The following is an 18,351-nucleotide window of genomic DNA, read 5'->3' on the forward strand; positions in this document are numbered from 1 at the left end:
GATTTTTTTATTTATTATTATTACTTACTTCCAAAGAGCAAACGACCTGACATAATGGACAGAACCTTTCCCGTAGTCGTTGATGTAGATGTATCTCCATCTAAGATTCTAATCTTTTGTGATTGTTCAAGTGCAACTGTTGTGTCTGGTGCAAAAAAGATTTTCTTCTTTTTTTCTTGCTTTTTCTGTCTTTCTTCTTTTCTGTCACCTTGTGCTTCAGACTTTTTAGGTGGTGTTTGAGCTTTTTCCTCTTCTGAAGCCGGCGGTACTGTAATGGGTTCTGGTTCTTGAGGTATAACCTTATCGTCAGGTGAGAGCGGATTCATAATTTCAGCTGCTTCAGAAACACTCTGAGCCTTTGGCCCTGCTAAACTAAAAGATAACAATACAAACCCGCAAACAAACAAATAAGTAATCTTAGATGCTCGTTTATTTTCTTTTTTCATCAGGGTTACTCCTTTTTAATTTTATTGGTTATCTGGTAGTTCACTTAATATCCATGTTAAGTTTGTACGATAAGTTGTAGCCTCTTTTGGTGTATCGCCTGGAACATAAAGACTAACGGATGAAGTAAAATATTTTTGGATATCTTTAGTACCCGTAGAAAACTTTCTTGAAAAGAGATCTTCCTTATTTCCCCAACGAATTATCCAAGTGCCCGCACCTTCCCCAACTTTGGCTTGAGCCACTAGCGTTTCAACTCCCGGCACCAAGTTTCTTACCTCATAAGCTTGAGGTTGTTGGGCATTGTTATTCGTCACTAAAATAGGTTTGTGAAAAGAGAGAGAAGCGCCTTTTAACTCTTGATATTGAGAATACTCTTCTGCTTTAAATTGTTCCTTTTCGTAAACTTTAAGTGTCCAGCCTTTTAATGTGCCTCGATTATCTGTTATTTGAATAAAGTTAGGCGTAACAAGTGTCGATTTATAATAACGTTGAGCTTGTGCAAAATAAACTTGATTTTGGTTAGAAATTTTATTTGTCCCAAAATCCAGACTGCTGACAAAGTCAATTGAAAATTCACCCGTCGAATACTGGATGGCTGCATCATTTCCATAGTTAACTTTAGCTTCTTCTGCCTCTCCTAGCTCTGTCAACTGCACAGAAGACAAGAGCAACAGCATAACAATAAAGGTTTTCATTACTTCTCCCTCCTTTCCTTGAAGTTGATCTATTGGTTAATGTTGAAGTGCTTCAATGTGAAGCCGTTTAAAATATAGGAACACGAATAATAATCCTACCATACTTCTTATCCTTTGCTTCATCTTTTTATTCTTCTCATTTGCTTAGTTATGGTAATTTTAACATTTAAGCGTAAAGAAGTCATTTTTTATTTTATTTTGAAAAAAAATAAAAAAAACAACTAGGCATTAAAGTTGTCTTTTTTTACTTTAACTACTGTATTGCCAAAAAATTCCCAGTCATAAGATGTGGGTGGTGATGCCCAAATAATTTGTTCTGCTTCAACTTCTCGTGAAGGAAGATTAGAAAGATAGATGTCAATATCTTCTTTATTTTTTCCTTCACTGGCTTCAATATTCAAAAATCCTAATGACTTGATATTCTCAAGAATATATCTGTTATAAGAGATACCATATGAAAAGTCCACACAAATCTTTACTGGACGTCTCGTACGATAAGCAGTGGTATGACACAAAATTAAAAACATATATTCACGAACAAGGGCTTGGTGTTTTTCTTGAAATAAAGCCGCATATCGCGTATCCAATAACATTTTGTCTGCAAAGTTATTACAAAAGAGCTCAATATCTTCATAATTTTCACCCATGAAGTTAAAATCATTCAAACTGGATACATCAAAGTTTGCTCTTAGAGAAACCAATAAGCGAAGATGGATGTTGTTTAACTCTACTTGTACTTCTGCTTGGTTTAGTTCGTTTTGGTGTTCTTTAAATTTAGCGTTGAAACTCTCTGTAAAAGCTAGTGTTAACTCTCTTACATTCGTTGGAATTTGAAAATCACAATGTGCCGTAATACTCTCACTTGAAAGAAAATAAAGAAGCTCATAGGTCTCTTCGAAGACGTCTTCATTAGAACCATCGAGATAATGCCGTAAAATCTGGGCTATGGGCTCAATAAACCGACTGTCAATCTTCATGAAATCTTGCGCTGAAGCCTTATTTCCTAAATAATTTCTCGTATAGATAACAAAGAGACGATACAACAATTTTGTTCTATCTGTTAAACTTAGGCCCCGGATAAAAAGCCCCTCTATCTCCTCTAAAGCTGTTAGCATTTGTTCAAGGTCCGTCGCTACATCTTCCGAAAAACTCTTATAAAGATCGCCATACAAGGTATGATAGAAATTATAGAGAAACTCTCTAATCTTCCATTCTTCACCAGCAAAGCGCATGTTTTTATCAATAGTTACATCATATTCCTTGGTTAAATCCGTAAATTTTTTGACCAGTTTATAGGTGGCTGACTTTGATAAAAAGACGACATCTTCGAGTTCAGCAATTTTGTTCACTTCTTCAGTAAAGATTGCCCGAATCAAGGCTTGCATCTGTGATCTCTTAACGTAATGGTTTAAGAGCAGCATAATGTTTCCTTGGGTTCTTCTTTCGTAACGTACGAAACTTTTCTGCGTCTGGAGATCAATGAGGTAATAATTCTCTAATTTCCAAGATTTAATTTCTGCTTGTATCTCAGATAAGAGCTTCTTAACTTGATAATTATTAAGGTGCAATTCTTCAATTAAGTCATCAAAAAGTACCGTAGAGAGATGATGATTTTCTAAATAATATAAAATTTGAAGTTTTTTAAAATCATCTTCGTCTAAATATTTTAACACAATACCGTCTCCTCCATTTACCTCGTCAATTTTTTCTATTATATAACATTAGACAATATTGCACAAATGTAACTTAATTTAACAAAAAATCACTAAAGTATATTTTAGTGATTTTTATGTCTCATATCCTTTAATGTCAACGTTACATTTTGATGTTATTCAGCCTTCAAAGCAGCAACAGTCATATAGTTATAAGGACTGTTAAAGTGAGGCAAGAAGAACAAATCGAGAAGCGCAAGTTCATCAATTGTTTTTTGATCTTGGATAGCCAAGCTGAACATATTGATATTTCCCGCGATAATCTCCCCATAGCTCGCCATTTGCGCACCTACGATGCGTCTGCTTGATTTTTCATAAACAATACGAATTTTCACGCTATCATTATTTTCATGCAGGAACCAAGCTTTTTGCTTATCTTCAAAATCAGTATAAGCAACATCTAAACCAAATTTTTGAGCGGCCTTAACAGAGAAACCTGTAGAAGTCATATTATAGCCGAAGATTGAGATACCATTTGACCCTTGAACACCAGCTGATTCTAGGGCTGTTCCGCCAATGTTGTGTCCAGCGACAATCCCTGAGCGTACCGCATTAGAAGCAAGAGCAATATATGTAAAATCTTGTAGAGCATTTGAATAAATCGTTGCTACATCTCCAACTGCATAGACATCGGGATTACTTGTCTGTTGATGTTTATCTACCTTCACTGCTCCATTTCGAAGTGTGTCGAGTTTGTCTCCCACAAGAGCGCTGTTTGCTGTAAAACCGATACAGTTGATTACCATATCCACATCGTAAGTCTCTTTATTAGTCACAATTTGAGAAACCCGACCATTTGTACCTTTAAAAGCTTCAGCAGTTTCACCAAAATGAAGCTCTATTCCATGATTTGAAAGGTTTTCGTCCATTCCTTTCGCAAAGTCCTCGTCATAATATGAAGCTAAAGATGTGCTTTCCGCATCAAACAATAAAACTTCTTTTCCACGGCGTTTTGCTGCTTCAGCTATTTCTGTACCGATGTAGCCCGCCCCAATAACTGCAATACGTTTCACTTCTTCCTTAGCAAATTCCTCATCTACTGCTTGTCCTTCTTGAAAGAGTTTGAGAAAATGAATACCTTCTAATTCATTACCTGTAATTTTGGGAATGATTGGTCTTGAACCCATCGCAAGAATAAGTTTGTCATAATCTTCCACACGCTCTTCTCCAGATTTTGTTGTAGAATACACTTTTTTATGCTCGAAATCAATAGACGAAACTTCAGTTTCAGTCAACACCTTCGCACCTTTTGCTTCAAAATCATCTGGTCGTGCATAGAAAAGTTCATTCGGTTGATCAATTTGACGACCCACCCATAAAGCTGTACCACAGCCCAAGTAACTCATATTACTATTACGGTCTATCATGGTAATTTCATGACCAGGATAGTTGTCTAATAATGTATTTGCCGCAGCAATACCTGCGTGATTTGTGCCTATAATAACGATTTTCATGTTGGAAAATCTCCTTTTTTTATTGTAAAAGCTTGTAAATATTTTTACAATATAAGTTTAGCACACTTCTTTCGCATTTCTTTTGTAAGCGCTTGTGAAGTTTGTGAATTCACAAACTTCACAAATTCAGTGGCTTAGAAACCTTATTTTTCCTACATTTTAGATTCTTTCAGGACATTATTATTTTTCTATCAAAAAAGCGAGTATTTTTGAAATACTCTACTTTTTACTCACTCTATATGTTTCACTTCTTGGCGGGTGTGCATCCCATTCAACTCATCCAACATACTCACAGATACACTGACAAGTCCGGGATAATCACTGTTTTCAACTTCAGATTTATACAATTCTATTTCTTCTGAAGTTTTTCCTTCTTTTTTCATCGCATTTTCTGTATAAGATATTATCGCTTCTGCATTACCCTCTACATCAAAAAGGCTGTACATCATTACGCTCAATAGTCTCTCCTAAAATATAATAGATAGATTTACACCCCTCTATTATATCATTAATTCCAAAGGAAACAACTGGTCTTTCCACGCTTTATTTCACAAAAAAAAGACCTCTCAAAAGAGAGATCTTTCAGGCAACTTTCATTGTGTCAGAGCGGTTCACACGCGCTAACAAGTTCTCATGCTTCCTGCACGAACAACCAAATGTTCCAGAACTCCTGTGCTTCAATAATCTACTAAAGTAGAAGATCGACTCATCGCATGAACTTATTATAGCATAATCTGCAAGTCTCAGTGCAACAAAAGCTTTTTTACCGCATGATTTTCGATTAGCAGCAATCTTTAGGGCAGTTGTCTTTCATTTCTTTATATGTTTTAACAACATTTTCTACTGTAAAGCCATATTCTGGTAAAACGATATTGGCAGGTGCTGAAGCGCCCCATTTATCCACTGTGACTGTAGCTCCTGCTAAACCAATATATTTCGCCCAGCCGAAGCTTGTTCCTGCTTCGACAGCCAAACGGCAGCAGACATTTTTCGGAAGAATTTCTTCTTTATACTCTGCAGATTGTTCGTCAAAGATATTCATTGAAGGCATAGAAACGACACGTACACCTTTTCCTAACTCTTTTTTAGCTTCAAGCGCAAGTGCTACTTCTGAACCTGTCGCGATGATAATTCCTTCAAGTTCACCTTCTTCTTTAGAGAGAATGTAGGCACCACGATTGAGGCCTTCTTCAGCCAATTGTGCTGTTCCTTCAAGAACTGGCAAGTTTTGACGTGTCAAAACAAGCGCTGTTGGACGTTTTTTGCTTGAAGCTGCACGACGCCATGCAGCAACTACTTCATTACCATCTGCAGGGCGGATAGTATCTAAGTTTGGCATAGAACGTACTGAAGCCAATTGTTCAACAGGCTCGTGTGTTGGACCATCTTCACCAACCGCGATTGAATCATGGGTCCAAACATAGGTAATAGGCAATTCTTGAAGTGCAGCCATACGTACTGCTGGAAGCATGTAATTACTGAAGACGAAGAATGTACCACCATAAACGCGTGTACCGCCGTGAAGGGCAATACCGTTCATAATTGCACCCATCGCAAATTCACGGACACCAAACCAAATGTTACGACCAGCATAGTTATCCGGCATAAAGTCTGTATCATTTTTAGCCATTGTATTGTTTGATGCTGATAAGTCAGCTGAGCCACCCCAAAGGTTTGGCATTTGTGCTGAGAGTTCTTGGATAGCTTCTTGTGAAGTTACACGTGAAGCTTTGCTTGAACCAAGTTCATGCTTGCTTAAATCAAGTTCAGGAGTTTCATTTTCAAATGCTTTTACATATTGTTCAGCAAGTTCTGGATATTTTTCAGCATAAGCCTTGAAAGTATCATTCCATACTTGTTCCATAGCTTCGCCACGTGTATTCAATGTTTGACGGAAACGCTCAGTCACTTCTTCAGGAACAGTGAATTCTGGATAGTCCCAGCCGTAAGCTTTCTTCGCAAATTCTATGCCTTCTGCACCAAGAGGAGCACCGTGTACTGCTGAAGTGCCTTGTTTTTCAGCACCGAATCCAATAACAGTCTTAACTTCAATAATTGTTGGTTTTTCAGTTTCAGCTTTTGCTTGCTCTACAGCTGCTGCAATTTCAGTCAAATCGTTGCCGTCTTTAACCAAGATATGTTGCCAACCGTAGCTTTCAAAACGCATTTTAATATCATCAATAAATGATTTATCCAAATCACCATCAAGAGAGATATTATTTGAATCATAGAAAAGCACAAGTTTTCCGAGTTTTAATTTACCAGCGAGTGAAGCTGCTTCTTGAGAAACACCTTCCATAAGGTCACCGTCACCATTTAAGGCATAAGTATAGTGATCTACAATATCAAAATCTGGTTTATTGTAAGTAGCAGCTAAATGAGCTTCGGCCATTGCCATACCGACAGCATTGGCGATACCTTGTCCTAAAGGACCTGTAGTCGCTTCTACACCATCTGTCCAGTCTACTTCAGGATGCCCTGGAGTTTTTGAGCCCCATTGGCGGAAGTTTTTCAAGTCATCCATTGATACTTTATAGCCTGCCAAGTGTAAAAGACTGTAAAGCATTGCCGAACCATGTCCTGCAGAGAGGACAAAGCGGTCGCGGTTAGACCATTTACGCCCTGTTTGTGGGTTCACATTCAAAAACTTGCTCCAAAGAACATAAGCCATTGGTGCCGCACCCATTGGCAATCCTGGATGTCCAGAATTTGCTTTTTGGATAGCATCCATTGACAAAGTACGGATTGAATTTACAGCTAACTGATCGGTGTTGTCAAACATATTTTTCTCCATTTAATCTTTTGATAATACATTTTATTATAACATAATTGAAAACGTTTTTTATTTTCATCTTACTAAAAAATCAGATTTCCTGAGCGAAAACTGATTTTTGTAAACATTGACATTGACTTAAGCTTTGGCTTTATCTCTGGCATTTAAGACTGCACTAAGAATCAGGACAACAGCGAGAAATCCTAGGATCAGAGTGGCAATTGCACCAGATCCCATTTCACCAACTCGGCCAACAATGATACCTGGAATCAGGTAATCTGTATCCGCAAATGTGGCTGAAGCATCTGCTCCGAAAGCACCTAAAGATGGAATAATGAAAAGAGGTAACCAAGATAAGAGGAGCCCATTAGCAATTGCTCCAATCACTGCTCCACGTCGTCCGCCATTGGCATTACCGAATATTGCTGCTGCTGCACCGCAGAAGAAATGCCCGACAACACCCGGAATGATAACCGTTGTCCCCATAACAAGCATCGCAACCATCGATAAACATCCTGTGATAAATGAAACGAAGAAACCAATCAATACCGCATTTGGTGCATAAGGAAAGACGATTGGTACATCCAAAGCCGGTTTTGAGTTGGGAACCAATTTTTGGGCAATCCCTTGAAAAGCCGGTACGATTTCGGCTAAAATCATACGCACCCCTTGTAGAACAACGACAAATCCTGCTGCAAAAGTTCCTGCTTGAACAAGAGAGAAAATCACAAAGTTTGTACCGCTAGAAAGCTCTGTTTCGACATAAGATGGACCTGCGGCTATGGCTAAAAGGATATAGACTGCAGCCATCAGTAAGGAAATGGATACTGTTGAATCTCGTAAAAAGCCCAATGATTTAGGAATGTTCAACTTTTCTGTTGATTTTTCAGGATCAGGATCACCAAAAGTTTTACCGAGCCATCCTGCAAGAGCATATCCAATATTACCTGTGTGTCCCATCGCTACATTATCAGTTCCTGTGATTTTACGCATAAATGGCTGACAAATAGCAGGTGTGACTGTTAAAAGCGTTCCTTCAAAGATACCGCCAAGAAGAATGGTTATCCAAGTTTCGCCCATTCCGGCAGAAACAAGAATCACCGCCGCCATACAAGAAACATAGAGCATGGCTTGACCTGTCAAGAAGATGTATTTAAATCGTGTAAAGCGAGCAAGTAGAATATTCACAATCATCCCGACAAGCATAATCAAGGCCGTCGGTGTCCCGTACTCAACGAGTGCTAAGGCAACCACACCTTCATTGGTTGGGACAATACCTTTCACATGAAAGGCATGTTGGAACATATCGGCAAAAGGTGCAAGCGCACCCACCAAGATACCAGCTCCTCCAACCAAGACCAAGAATCCAGCAAAGGTCTTCACTGACCCTTGAATAACTGCTGTTGCTGGTTTCTTTTGTAAGATTAGTCCAAGCATGGCAATTAAACCAACAAGTAGGGCAGGCGTCGTCGCAACAGAGACAATAAAGTTTAAAACTCCATTCATTTTTTTGTTCTCCTAAGTTTATTTTCGATTCTTTTTAATTACTTTTTTTGCTTAGTTGTGGGCAATCCCTCTTTCATCTAAGACTTTAACCAGTGCTTCACGAGCAGCATCTCGATCAATAATTGAAGACAATGGTACAATCTTTTCTGTTGGAATATTAGGCAAAGCTGTTGTTAATGTGGACTCCACAAAGAAATAATCCGCAGAATCTGGTGTAGCTGATCCCACATCCATATGATCAAGTTCAAAGTCATTAACATCTAAGCCCATTTCTTGTAAAAGGGCTTGAAGATTCATTTGTACCATAAAACTTGTTCCTAATCCTGATTGACATACACATGCGATTTTCATATTATTCTCCTTCTTTTTCTGCAAAAATTTGTTCGAGTTCTGCTACTGTTTCTACAGTTAGCATTTTGTTGAGTTCATCTTTATTTGATAATATTTGGGTTAAAGTAGATAAGGCGCGAAGATGCGTTTCATTATCAATAGCTGCAAGGACAATGAAAATCTTTATTTCATGTTTGGGATCATCTTGAAGATATACTGGTTGTTCACATCTAAGAAATGACATACCGAGCTTTTTAACCCCATCTTCAGGACGCGCATGCGGCAACGCAATGCCCATACCTAAATCAATATAAGGGCCAAATTCCTCTACACGATTAATAATAGCTGAAATATAAGAGGGTTCGATTTCTCCTTGATTCAATAAAGGCTGAGCTGCAAGCTCAATTGCGCTCCTCCAGTCAAGTTTCTCATCTGTAAAATGAATCTTTTCTTTAGTTAATAAATCTGAAAGCATTACACCTAATGCCTCACTTTCTGTCTTTTTGTTGTTTAGCTTGCGGTCAATAATCCGTGTCAGTTGCTTCTTGGTCGCATTATTTTTAATGTCGACATAAGGTTCAATAGCACGTAAGATAGCTCTAGCATTTGGTTTATAAAAGCCAGGTAAATTAAAATCTTGTGCTAAGCGATTGTGAAGTCTTGTCTCTTCTTCACTGTTTGGAAAAGCTGACATAACATAGAGTTTTTTATCAGTCATCACAGGTACTGTCGAAAAGATAATATCATAAGAAAAAGCAGGAATTTTGTCCAAATCAGAGACGGCTGTACTCAGGATAAAAGTCATGCTGGGAAACATATTTTCCAATCGTTTACGCATAATTAAACTTGAGCTTATACCGTTTACACATAAGACAATAGCACGAAAACTTTGTGTATACTTTTTTTTATAAATTTCTCCACCAAAGAGAATGACAAAGTAGGCGCGTTCCGCTTCGGAAATTTCTCCACAAGCTTCGTGTAATGGTGATAAAGCAAGGTCCATTAATTCAAACAGAGAGGAATAATCTGTTTTTATTTTGTCCAAAAGAACATTCTCTATTTCGAAGTGGTATTTCAGTCGAAAATAGGCAGGAACCAGATGGGCACGTAAGGCAGCGAAGGTTTTTGTAAAATCTTCAAACTGAACCGCTGCAAGCTTCATTACATTTTCCATAATCTCAAAGCCAATACGATAAAGAAAATCAAAACCAGACTTTTCAAAGTTGCCATCACTCATGCCAATCAGTAATGCTTCAACTTCCAGTACATCTTCCTGAAATAGATCTGTTTCTCCAAGATGTGATTGAAGTAAAGCAAGGTATATCAGCATCGGAAGATACCGACTATGGATAACCTGTACACTTAATTCAGCAATTAAGCGACTGATCTGCTGTCCTACTTGGTGTATAAAGAGGGGATTTTTAAGATTGAGATGCTTCGACAAAACATAGTAATCACTCTCTTCATGGAGTTCTTGTAAGAAACGCCAGGTCGTTTTACGTAATTCTTTCGATGTCCCTCGGAGGTAAAAGCCTAACTTGCGTGAGTATTCTAAACGTATGTTTTCGTTATCTAGCTGCTGACGCAACTTTTTAATATCAGATAAGACAGTATTTCGACTTACATTTAAAAGGGACTGAAAATCACTGATGGCTAATACTGAACGTTTAGAAAAGCAAAGTAAATAAATCAGGAGTTGACGCTTCTCTTCGCTCAATGTTAGTTCATATTCTTCGATATTAAAGCGGATTTCTTCGAAACTTTCTAGTTTTTCAGGTATCGCTAATACATTATTGGTAAATTCTAGCGGTCTTTGATTTTTATCTTGCAATATTTGATTTAATTCGACGAGTTGTCTCTGAAATTCATGGCTTTTGAGTCCAGTAACTTCGAGTATTTTATCGAGTTTCCAGAAACGTCTTTCTGAAAATAGTAGGATATCTAAGTTATAACTAAGCATCTTTTTTCCTCACAATTAAATTATAGCCTAATTTTTGCTTCGAAATTAAGCTGTTGGGTCCAAAATAAGAAAACGTTTTCTTTAGTAATTGGACTCTTCTTTAAAAATTTTTTTAATTTAAAAACCGCTTTGAGCTAAAGCGGTTTTTAAATTAAATGGTCAATTCTGATAGGCTATTTTAAAATAAAAAGTCTTGAATCTTCCAAGACTTAGACAATCTCAATTCCATGTAAAGCAGCAAAAAAAGCTGCTTGACTTAGATTAACTTTAATGTTTTTAGCCAGTTCAGGACTCACGTCAAGGCGCTCAAAGGTGTTACTTGAAAAATCAATCCCAGATAAAGTAGTTTCCCAGAAATTCGTAAGCTCCAAGTCGTTCCCTTCAAAGCGTACCTGCTTAAATTGACTAGCAATAAAAAGACTTTCTTTCATCATACTGTCTGCAAAGAGCACATTCTTCAAGCGCGCACTTGAAAAATTAACGTAATTAAGCAAACAATCCTGAAATTGGACATCCTGCAAAAAAGCATTAGTAAATTCAGTACCTAGCAATTTACAATCTTTAAAAATACAACGATAAAAGCCAAATTTAGAAAAGATAAGGTTAGAAAAATCACACTTTTCAAAAACACAATCCGTAAATTCTAAATCGGCAGTCACATCTAACTCAAAATTGATATTTTGTAGACGACAGCCACTGAAAAGTTGTCGTTCCTCTAAATAGATTTCTTGATTTTTCAACTCTACTTGGTAGGCTTCATTATCTTCAAGGGCAGTAAAATCGACAACTTCTAACTCAGTAGGAAGCTTTGGTGAAAGAATTTTCTTCATAAAAGTCCTTTTTCTTTAAGATTCTCTGTTGAAGCTTTTAGCTCTGGTTTTCCCCATTGATCAACCATTCGACTTGACCATGTGGAATTGAGACGACGTGAACCAGCATAATCATCTTGAACTTTATCATAGGCGCGCAGTACTTCTTCATCTTGTGGAATATACTTCTCAGGAAATACAACAGCTTCATAAGGTAATCTAGGTTTTACTGGATTTACACGTGCAGGTTTTCCAAGAGCCACAGCAAAAATCGGATAAGTGTAATCAGGCAAGTTTAATATCTCAGAAATTTCTCGTGCTTGATCACGAATTAAACCGACCATTACACCGCCATAACCAAGAGACTGAGCAGCAAGTAATGTATTTTGACCAGCTACTGCAGCATCGACTGAAGTAATAAGAAGCGATTCTACACCTTCTGGTTGAAACTCACCACCGTTCATTTCGACTGCTATTTTAGCTCGATTAAGATCTCCAACAAAAACCAAAAAAGCAGCACAATTTTTAATTGCTTTTTGGGGCTGTTGGGCAAAAATAGCATCTTTTTGTTCCTGAGATTGCACAAGAATCACCGAATAAGATTGAAAGTTTTTCCAGTTTGGTGCTGCACGTCCCGCATCAACAATCGTTTTTAATACATGTTCTGGAATTTTTTCATCCGTAAAATTACGTACTGAACTATGTTGCATCATCAGATCAATTGTCTCATTCATGTCGGCGATTTACTCCTTCTAAACGAACTTCAGACGCTAAATACTTCACACGCTCCATGACACGTTTTGCTGGCCAGATTTCATCTGCTTTTTTAGTCTCAGCCAAATGTAACTCAAGCTCTGTCATATTTAAATTTGATGTGAAAAATGTCGGAAGATTTTCTTGCATACGATGCTGTAAAATAACTTGCAGAATACTATCGCGTACCCAGGCATTATTGAGTTCGGCACCAATATCATCTAAAACCAAGACTTCAACTTTTTTAATTTCATTGACCCAATATTTCGCATTGTCAAAATCAAGGTCAGAAATAAAGGTTGGATAGTGTAATAAAGTAGTGGAAATGCCTTTTTTCGAGAGCTCATTTGCCATTGCGGCCATAATAAAGGACTTCCCTACGCCAAAGTCACCATAAATATAAATCCCTTTTTCCTGGGGAAAGTTGTCGATAAAGTTTTCCACTTTCCGAAACAAGTCAAATTGATTTTGATTGTCTGTGAAGACATCTGCATAAAAATCTATTTGCTTCATCTCTTTAGGTAAACCAATGATTTGAACACGACGCAATTGATTGCTGATTTCTTGACGATGAGCTAATTCTGCTGTGGTTTGATAGGAAACATCTGCGTAACCATGATTCATAATCAAGACAGGTTCATAGCCATCAGCTGCCCTTTTTTCATGTTCTTCAAATTTTTTTCGCTCTTTAACAAATTCATAAAACTTTGAATAACTACGCTGTACTTCATCTTCAGTCATTTGATTTTCAGAAATAAAAGCTTGAACTTGTTCATTTTTCATCACTTCAGCAACGAGCTTGTCAAAATTTCCACGTACATCTGGGCGCTTACTCAAAAGTTCTCCAATTGATTCCATGCTCAATTCTCCTTCTTATCCTTACGGCGGGAAGCCTTATATTGCTCGAACTTGGCAATATCTTCTGCACTGGTCGTGTTTACATAGCTGGCATTGGACCATTGAGGCGCTTTTTTGACCAGCTTACCTGAGTTTTTATAATTATTATTACTTTTTTGCTTTTGTTCTGCTTGCTGCTGACGCTCCAGTATTCTTTTCACTGCGGTTTCCGCATTGTATACTTTATGGCGCAGCCAATCATTTGCCAGAGTATTGACAAATCGAGCATTGAGACTCGCATTCCCTTGTTGAATCAAGACATAGTGTATCAAAATATTTTGTACTTGATCAGTAATATTTTGCTTGTCTAAATTATTCAAAATCTTCAGTTCTTCTTGCGAAGCAAAACCACCAGCTTGTTGTTTAAGCTTGTTTAAAAAATCACGCGGGGAAACTTCTTTACTAATAACAATCAAATCTTGAAAACCTTTAGGAAATTCCGATAAGGCAGGCAAAGGTTCCGATTTCCCAGCAAGCATTCTTGTTAAGTTAGCTGTATTTAAAGTCTTATCAGCATTGGCAGTTTGCTCAGCTGCTTTAAATAATTCATACCAGTTAAGATCAAATTTTTCCGCCAAACCATAGAGGGTCAAGATATCCTGATTTTCATTTGCAAAAGTCAAATGTTGGTTTTCCATAATACTCTTAAAAGAGTTCAAGTCAAATTTTTCTGCTTGAACGACTGTCTGAGTCGGTTCAAATTTCACAGCATAAACTTCATGAAATTTTTTTGTAATTTCCAAAGCATCCGGTTCATGTTTTTTTGCCAAAGCTTTAACTTTATTTTCCCCAATACGTGAAATCAATAATTGCTTATAAAATTCGTCTGCTAAAAATTCTTCAAAAGTTAAAGGACTTTTTACCTCCATAAGATAGCCCGGTTGTTGGTCAAATACCCGCACGAGCCCAATCCCTGAAAGTTTATCTAAAGCTTCAATAAAAGGATTGAGACCAAAATCAAGATACTCTAAAAAATGAGAAATCTTGCCCGTCGAAAAAACGCGCAAGAGTTGATAAAGCCCAAAAGCATCTCGCCCAATAATGGGCAAGTAAAGTAGCGAAAAAGTATCAGCATCAAAGCTGATTTTTCCTCGATTTAGAATAGAAAATGAATCGCCTGGTCTCATAGTTCATCCTTTTATTTCTCTTTTATAGAACCGTTAGTCTTTTTTCGTAATCTTTTTAAGTAAATCTTCGATTTCACTCACATCTTTGAAGGAACGGTACACACTTGCAAAACGAACATAGGTAATATCATCCAAATCCATTAATTCTTCCATAACAAATTCGCCGATAACTTCGGTACGTACTTCATTTTTCTCTAAGCGGCGTACTCTCTGTTCGACACGATCAACCAATTTTTCAATAGATTCACTTGTCACTGGTCGCTTACGGGCACTGCGCACTATTCCAGTAATAATTTTATCACGATTAAAAACTTCACGGGTTTCGTCACGTTTTATGACCAAAAGTGGCATTTCTTCAATCCGCTCAAAAGTTGTGAAACGGTTTCCACAATTTTCACATTCACGTCGACGACGAATCATATTATCAGCTTGACGTGAATCTACTACTCGTGACGATTCAGATTGGCATTTTGGACATCTCATAGCTTAACCTCTCTTTGGGAATTTTGCTTCTAAACGGTAAATCACTTGCCCCTTGCTTGAGAATTTTGCTTCATACTCTGTCATTACATTGACTTTGGCAAATTCTTCATCTGCGTGCAAGTCTAACCAGACTTTTTCTAAAATCATACCATATTGACTCATACTTGCCAATGAATATTCAAATAGACCACGGTTATCTGTTTTAAAGTGGACTTCACCTTCTGGTGGCAGGATTTGTTCATAAGTTTCTAAAAATGACTTATAAGTCAAACGGCGTTTTTCATGACGTGTTTTTGGCCACGGATCACTGAAGTTCAGATAAACACGCGAAACTTCAGCATCCTCGAAGTATTCGGTTAATGCTGCGCCATCAACCAACATCATTTGTACATTAGGTAGGTTGGCTTCCAAAGCCTTGTCTAAAGCGTGAGATAAGACGGATAGTTGCATATCAATCGCAATATAATTAATCTCTGGGTTTTGAGCAGCCATGCCTGTGATAAAACCGCCCTTACCACATCCAACTTCAATATGAATGGGATGATCATTTCCAAAACGCTCTGCCCAACGTCCTTTAAAGTCTGCTGGATTTTCTACAACAACATGTGCGTTACTTTCTAAGTGTTCCGCAGCGCCTTTACGATTTCTTACGCGCATTTTTTCTCCTATTTTTTGAAAAAATAAGAAGGCAAGCCTCCTATTTTTATTTTCTAAGTTTTAAAATAAACGGCAAAAATTTTGAAAACGCGCAATTTCTTGCTCTGTTTCCTTAATTTGCTCTCTTGCCATATATTCTGAAATCTGACGTAGGAAAGAAAGTTTTCCATACCAGATTAATTCATGTTCTATATTTTTAGCTGTTTTATAGCCTGCTTGATGGAGCCACTCTTCCCAGTTTTCTGGTTTGATATAGTGTGTTAGAACATGTGCTATATCCACTAAAGGGCTACTTAAAAGAACAGTATCCCAATCTACGAGATAAACTTTATCACTTTCGTCGTCAACCAACCAGTTTTTATGGTTCACATCACCATGAACAACTGTGATATCATCTTCCTTTAATTCTGGAAGATTTTCTGAGAGTTCCACAACGACATTTGAGAGAAAACCATTGGTTTCAAAGATTGAACTTTTACTCAGTACTTGTTCCAAAAGATCAGCCGGAAGCATGACCTCGTTATCTAACTTTTTACAGGCTTCAATAAGCTTTTCGCTTTGATGCAAATGCCGCAAAATTTCACCAATACGTGAATCATTCATTTCATATGGTTTCAACGTATGGCCATTAATCCAAGGTTGAGCAGCTAACATGTCACCTTCTGCTGTACGCTTCGTCCATAAGACTTGTGGCGTAATACCTTCAAGATACACACTTGTCAAAAAAGGGCTACAATTTTTTTTAATAAAAACACGCTTATTGTCGCTTTCGCCAACAAAAGCATTTCCTGAACCACCTTTGACAGGCATCATTGATAGGCTTGAAGATGTCATATTTACTCCTTTCTTTGGATTTTTATATTCTTATGTTTGAGAAGCTTTTTATGTAACCCTATTTGGTGAATGCAACGGCTCCGTAGAAGACCAAGCAAACACTAGATATTGTTGCAGTTAGTTACATGAGCACTCACTACTAGAAAATTTCACAAATAAACAATTTATTTATTTGGATAGTGAATCAAAATTGTTTGAGTCAAGATGTCAGCATATTGATAAGACTCTGTTGTTTTTGGACCACGTGCTGGAATATTTTCAATAACAAAGTGTGTGGCATAAGTCTCAATCAAGTTGACTTTATGACGATTTTCACGTTTACGTCCAAATTGTGATGTAATTTCAATGGTTTGACCAACATGTTCTTCAACTTGTTTTCTGATATCTACGATTTTTCCTACTTCTTGGCTTTGATTTTGGTTATCCATTTTACTCTCCAATTTTTCTCTAGAAATGCAAAGACAGGCGTTTTCCGCCTAGCTTACCATTTTAAATTTTAAATCTTATACATTATAACATGAATACCCCTAGAAATGCTAGTCTTCATATCTGTTATCGATACTAGCAAATTTGTTGTATTCTTTCAGGAAAAGTAACTCGACAGTTCCCCGACTTCCTGAACGGTTTTTTTCAATAATAACTTCGACTTTATTGTCTACTTCTGGGACATCGTTAAAGCCATCATCCTCGTCATCTGCTCCGGCACGGTCATAATAATCGTCCCGATAAAGAAAGGCGACAATATCAGCATCTTGCTCAATTGACCCAGATTCACGAATGTCTGATAAGACAGGACGCTTATCCTGACGTTGCTCTACTCCACGTGAAAGCTGACTCAAAGCAATGACAGGAACTTTTAACTCTTTAGCCAGAATCTTCAACTGACGTGAAATTTCTGAAACTTCTTGTTGGCGATTTTCTCGTCCTGTCCCCGAAATCAACTGCAAATAATCAATAACGATTAGGCCAAGATTGCCTGTTTCCTGTGCGAGTTTACGAGAGCGTGCCCGTATTTCTGTAATCTTGATCCCTGGAGTATCATCAATGTAAATACTTGCTTTCGAAAGTGTCCCCATAGCAATAAAATACTGGTTCCACTCTTCGTCATTAAGCTGACCGGTACGTAAGTTATGCGATTCAATCGTTCCTTCAGCTGCAAGCATCCGGTTAACAAGGCTTTCTGCACCCATTTCCAATGAAAAGATAGCCACCGTTTTATCTTGTTTTGTCCCAATATTTTGTGCAATATTTAAAGCAAAAGCAGTCTTACCCACGGCTGGACGTGCAGCAAGAATAATAAGTTCCTCCTCATGGAGACCAGTCGTCATGGCATCCAAGGCCGGATAACCTGTCGCGATACCTGTAATCGTTGATTTTTGTTTAGCCCGTTCTTCCAGATCGTCTAGGTTCATCGACAAGACGTCTGAAATCCGACGAAAGCTTGATGTATTACGCCCTTGCTGCACATCAATCAATGACTTTTCAGCTTCCGCAAGAACATCCTCGGCTGGATCTTCCTGACTATAAGCTTTCTCTACACTTTGTGTTAATTTATTAATCAACTGACGCAGTAAAGATTTTTCAGCAACAATTTTTGCGTAATAGGAGGCATTAGCAGCCGTTGGTGTTGCAGTAGCAAGCTCAGCAATGTAAGCAATGCCCCCGATAGTCTCTAAGTCGTTTTGATTTTCTAAAAGCGAGCGGACAGTTAACACATCAATCGCTTCACGATTGTCCGACAAGTGTTCCATGGCTCGGAAAATAATCTTGTGTGCGTTTTTGTAAAAGTCATCCGTAGAAAGAAATTCTTTCACTTCAATCAAGCGGTCACTATCAAGGAAAATAGCCCCCAAAACGGCTTGTTCGGCGGCTAAATCTTGTGGTGGTGCTTTGATAATATCAATATCAGGCATG

Annotated in this window: 18 protein-coding genes; all 18 read right to left on the reverse strand. The window is 37.7% G+C overall.

The features are described from left to right. Nucleotides 1-20: 20 nt before the first annotated feature. Nucleotides 21-446 (reverse strand): hypothetical protein, encoded by a 426-nt coding sequence (locus lgb_RS06855; protein ID WP_019293190.1) that lies wholly within the window; start codon nt 444-446, stop codon nt 21-23. Nucleotides 447-467: 21 nt separating this feature from the next. Then, a complete protein-coding gene (locus lgb_RS06860) occupies nt 468-1,142 on the reverse strand; it encodes a WxL domain-containing protein (RefSeq protein WP_019293191.1) in 675 nt (224 codons plus the stop codon). 221 nt (nt 1,143-1,363) lie between these two features. Continuing rightward, entirely contained in the window at nt 1,364-2,815 is a 1,452-nt protein-coding gene (locus tag lgb_RS06865) for a helix-turn-helix domain-containing protein (protein WP_019293192.1), read from the reverse strand. Between the two features lie 155 nt (nt 2,816-2,970). Continuing rightward, nucleotides 2,971-4,308 (reverse strand): H2O-forming NADH oxidase, encoded by a 1,338-nt coding sequence (gene nox / locus lgb_RS06870; RefSeq protein ID WP_019293193.1) that lies wholly within the window; start codon nt 4,306-4,308, stop codon nt 2,971-2,973. A gap of 230 nt (nt 4,309-4,538) precedes the next feature. Then, complete coding sequence (locus tag lgb_RS06875; protein WP_019293194.1) at nt 4,539-4,754, reverse strand: hypothetical protein; 216 nt, start codon at nt 4,752-4,754, stop codon at nt 4,539-4,541. A 335-nt stretch (nt 4,755-5,089) separates the two neighbouring features. Further along, the gene (gene tkt, locus lgb_RS06880; RefSeq protein ID WP_249663184.1) at nt 5,090-7,090 is read right to left on the reverse strand and encodes a transketolase; all 2,001 of its coding nucleotides are present in this window, start codon (nt 7,088-7,090) and stop codon (nt 5,090-5,092) included. A 129-nt stretch (nt 7,091-7,219) separates the two neighbouring features. Beyond that, a complete protein-coding gene (locus lgb_RS06885; RefSeq protein WP_019293196.1) occupies nt 7,220-8,587 on the reverse strand; it encodes a PTS ascorbate transporter subunit IIC in 1,368 nt (455 codons plus the stop codon). A 51-nt stretch (nt 8,588-8,638) separates the two neighbouring features. After that, a complete protein-coding gene (locus lgb_RS06890) occupies nt 8,639-8,938 on the reverse strand; it encodes a PTS sugar transporter subunit IIB (protein WP_019293197.1) in 300 nt (99 codons plus the stop codon). Between the two features lies 1 nt (nt 8,939). Next, nucleotides 8,940-10,877, reverse strand: a complete 1,938-nt coding sequence (locus lgb_RS06895; protein ID WP_019293198.1) for a BglG family transcription antiterminator — start codon at nt 10,875-10,877, stop codon at nt 8,940-8,942. Between the two features lie 209 nt (nt 10,878-11,086). Further along, complete coding sequence (locus lgb_RS06900; protein ID WP_019293199.1) at nt 11,087-11,707, reverse strand: pentapeptide repeat-containing protein; 621 nt, start codon at nt 11,705-11,707, stop codon at nt 11,087-11,089. Next, nucleotides 11,704-12,420 carry an NADPH-dependent oxidoreductase gene (locus lgb_RS06905; protein WP_019293200.1) on the reverse strand — a complete coding sequence of 239 codons (717 nt, stop codon included), beginning with the start codon at nt 12,418-12,420 and terminating at the stop codon, nt 11,704-11,706. Before lgb_RS06905 ends, lgb_RS06900 begins: the two co-directional genes overlap by 4 nt. Continuing rightward, nucleotides 12,413-13,297 carry a primosomal protein DnaI gene (dnaI, locus tag lgb_RS06910; protein ID WP_019293201.1) on the reverse strand — a complete coding sequence of 295 codons (885 nt, stop codon included), beginning with the start codon at nt 13,295-13,297 and terminating at the stop codon, nt 12,413-12,415. The genes lgb_RS06905 and dnaI overlap by 8 nt, the downstream gene beginning before the upstream one ends. A gap of 2 nt (nt 13,298-13,299) precedes the next feature. Further along, entirely contained in the window at nt 13,300-14,463 is a 1,164-nt protein-coding gene (locus tag lgb_RS06915) for a DnaD domain protein (RefSeq protein ID WP_019293202.1), read from the reverse strand. 33 nt (nt 14,464-14,496) lie between these two features. After that, nucleotides 14,497-14,946: a transcriptional regulator NrdR gene (gene nrdR / locus lgb_RS06920; protein ID WP_003134132.1), complete on the reverse strand. Its 450-nt coding sequence runs from the start codon at nt 14,944-14,946 to the stop codon at nt 14,497-14,499. A 3-nt stretch (nt 14,947-14,949) separates the two neighbouring features. Next, nucleotides 14,950-15,603: a tRNA (guanosine(46)-N7)-methyltransferase TrmB gene (gene trmB / locus lgb_RS06925; protein WP_019293203.1), complete on the reverse strand. Its 654-nt coding sequence runs from the start codon at nt 15,601-15,603 to the stop codon at nt 14,950-14,952. Between the two features lie 60 nt (nt 15,604-15,663). Further along, a complete protein-coding gene (locus tag lgb_RS06930) occupies nt 15,664-16,437 on the reverse strand; it encodes a phosphotransferase family protein (protein WP_019293204.1) in 774 nt (257 codons plus the stop codon). Nucleotides 16,438-16,601: 164 nt separating this feature from the next. Further along, nucleotides 16,602-16,865 (reverse strand): Veg family protein, encoded by a 264-nt coding sequence (locus lgb_RS06935; RefSeq protein WP_003134126.1) that lies wholly within the window; start codon nt 16,863-16,865, stop codon nt 16,602-16,604. 108 nt (nt 16,866-16,973) lie between these two features. Continuing rightward, nucleotides 16,974-18,350 carry a replicative DNA helicase gene (gene dnaB / locus lgb_RS06940; RefSeq protein ID WP_019293205.1) on the reverse strand — a complete coding sequence of 459 codons (1,377 nt, stop codon included), beginning with the start codon at nt 18,348-18,350 and terminating at the stop codon, nt 16,974-16,976. Between the last annotated feature and the right edge of the window lies 1 nt (nt 18,351).

The sequence above is a fragment of the Lactococcus petauri genome, from assembly GCF_023499275.1.
Lineage (GTDB): Bacteria > Bacillota > Bacilli > Lactobacillales > Streptococcaceae > Lactococcus > Lactococcus petauri.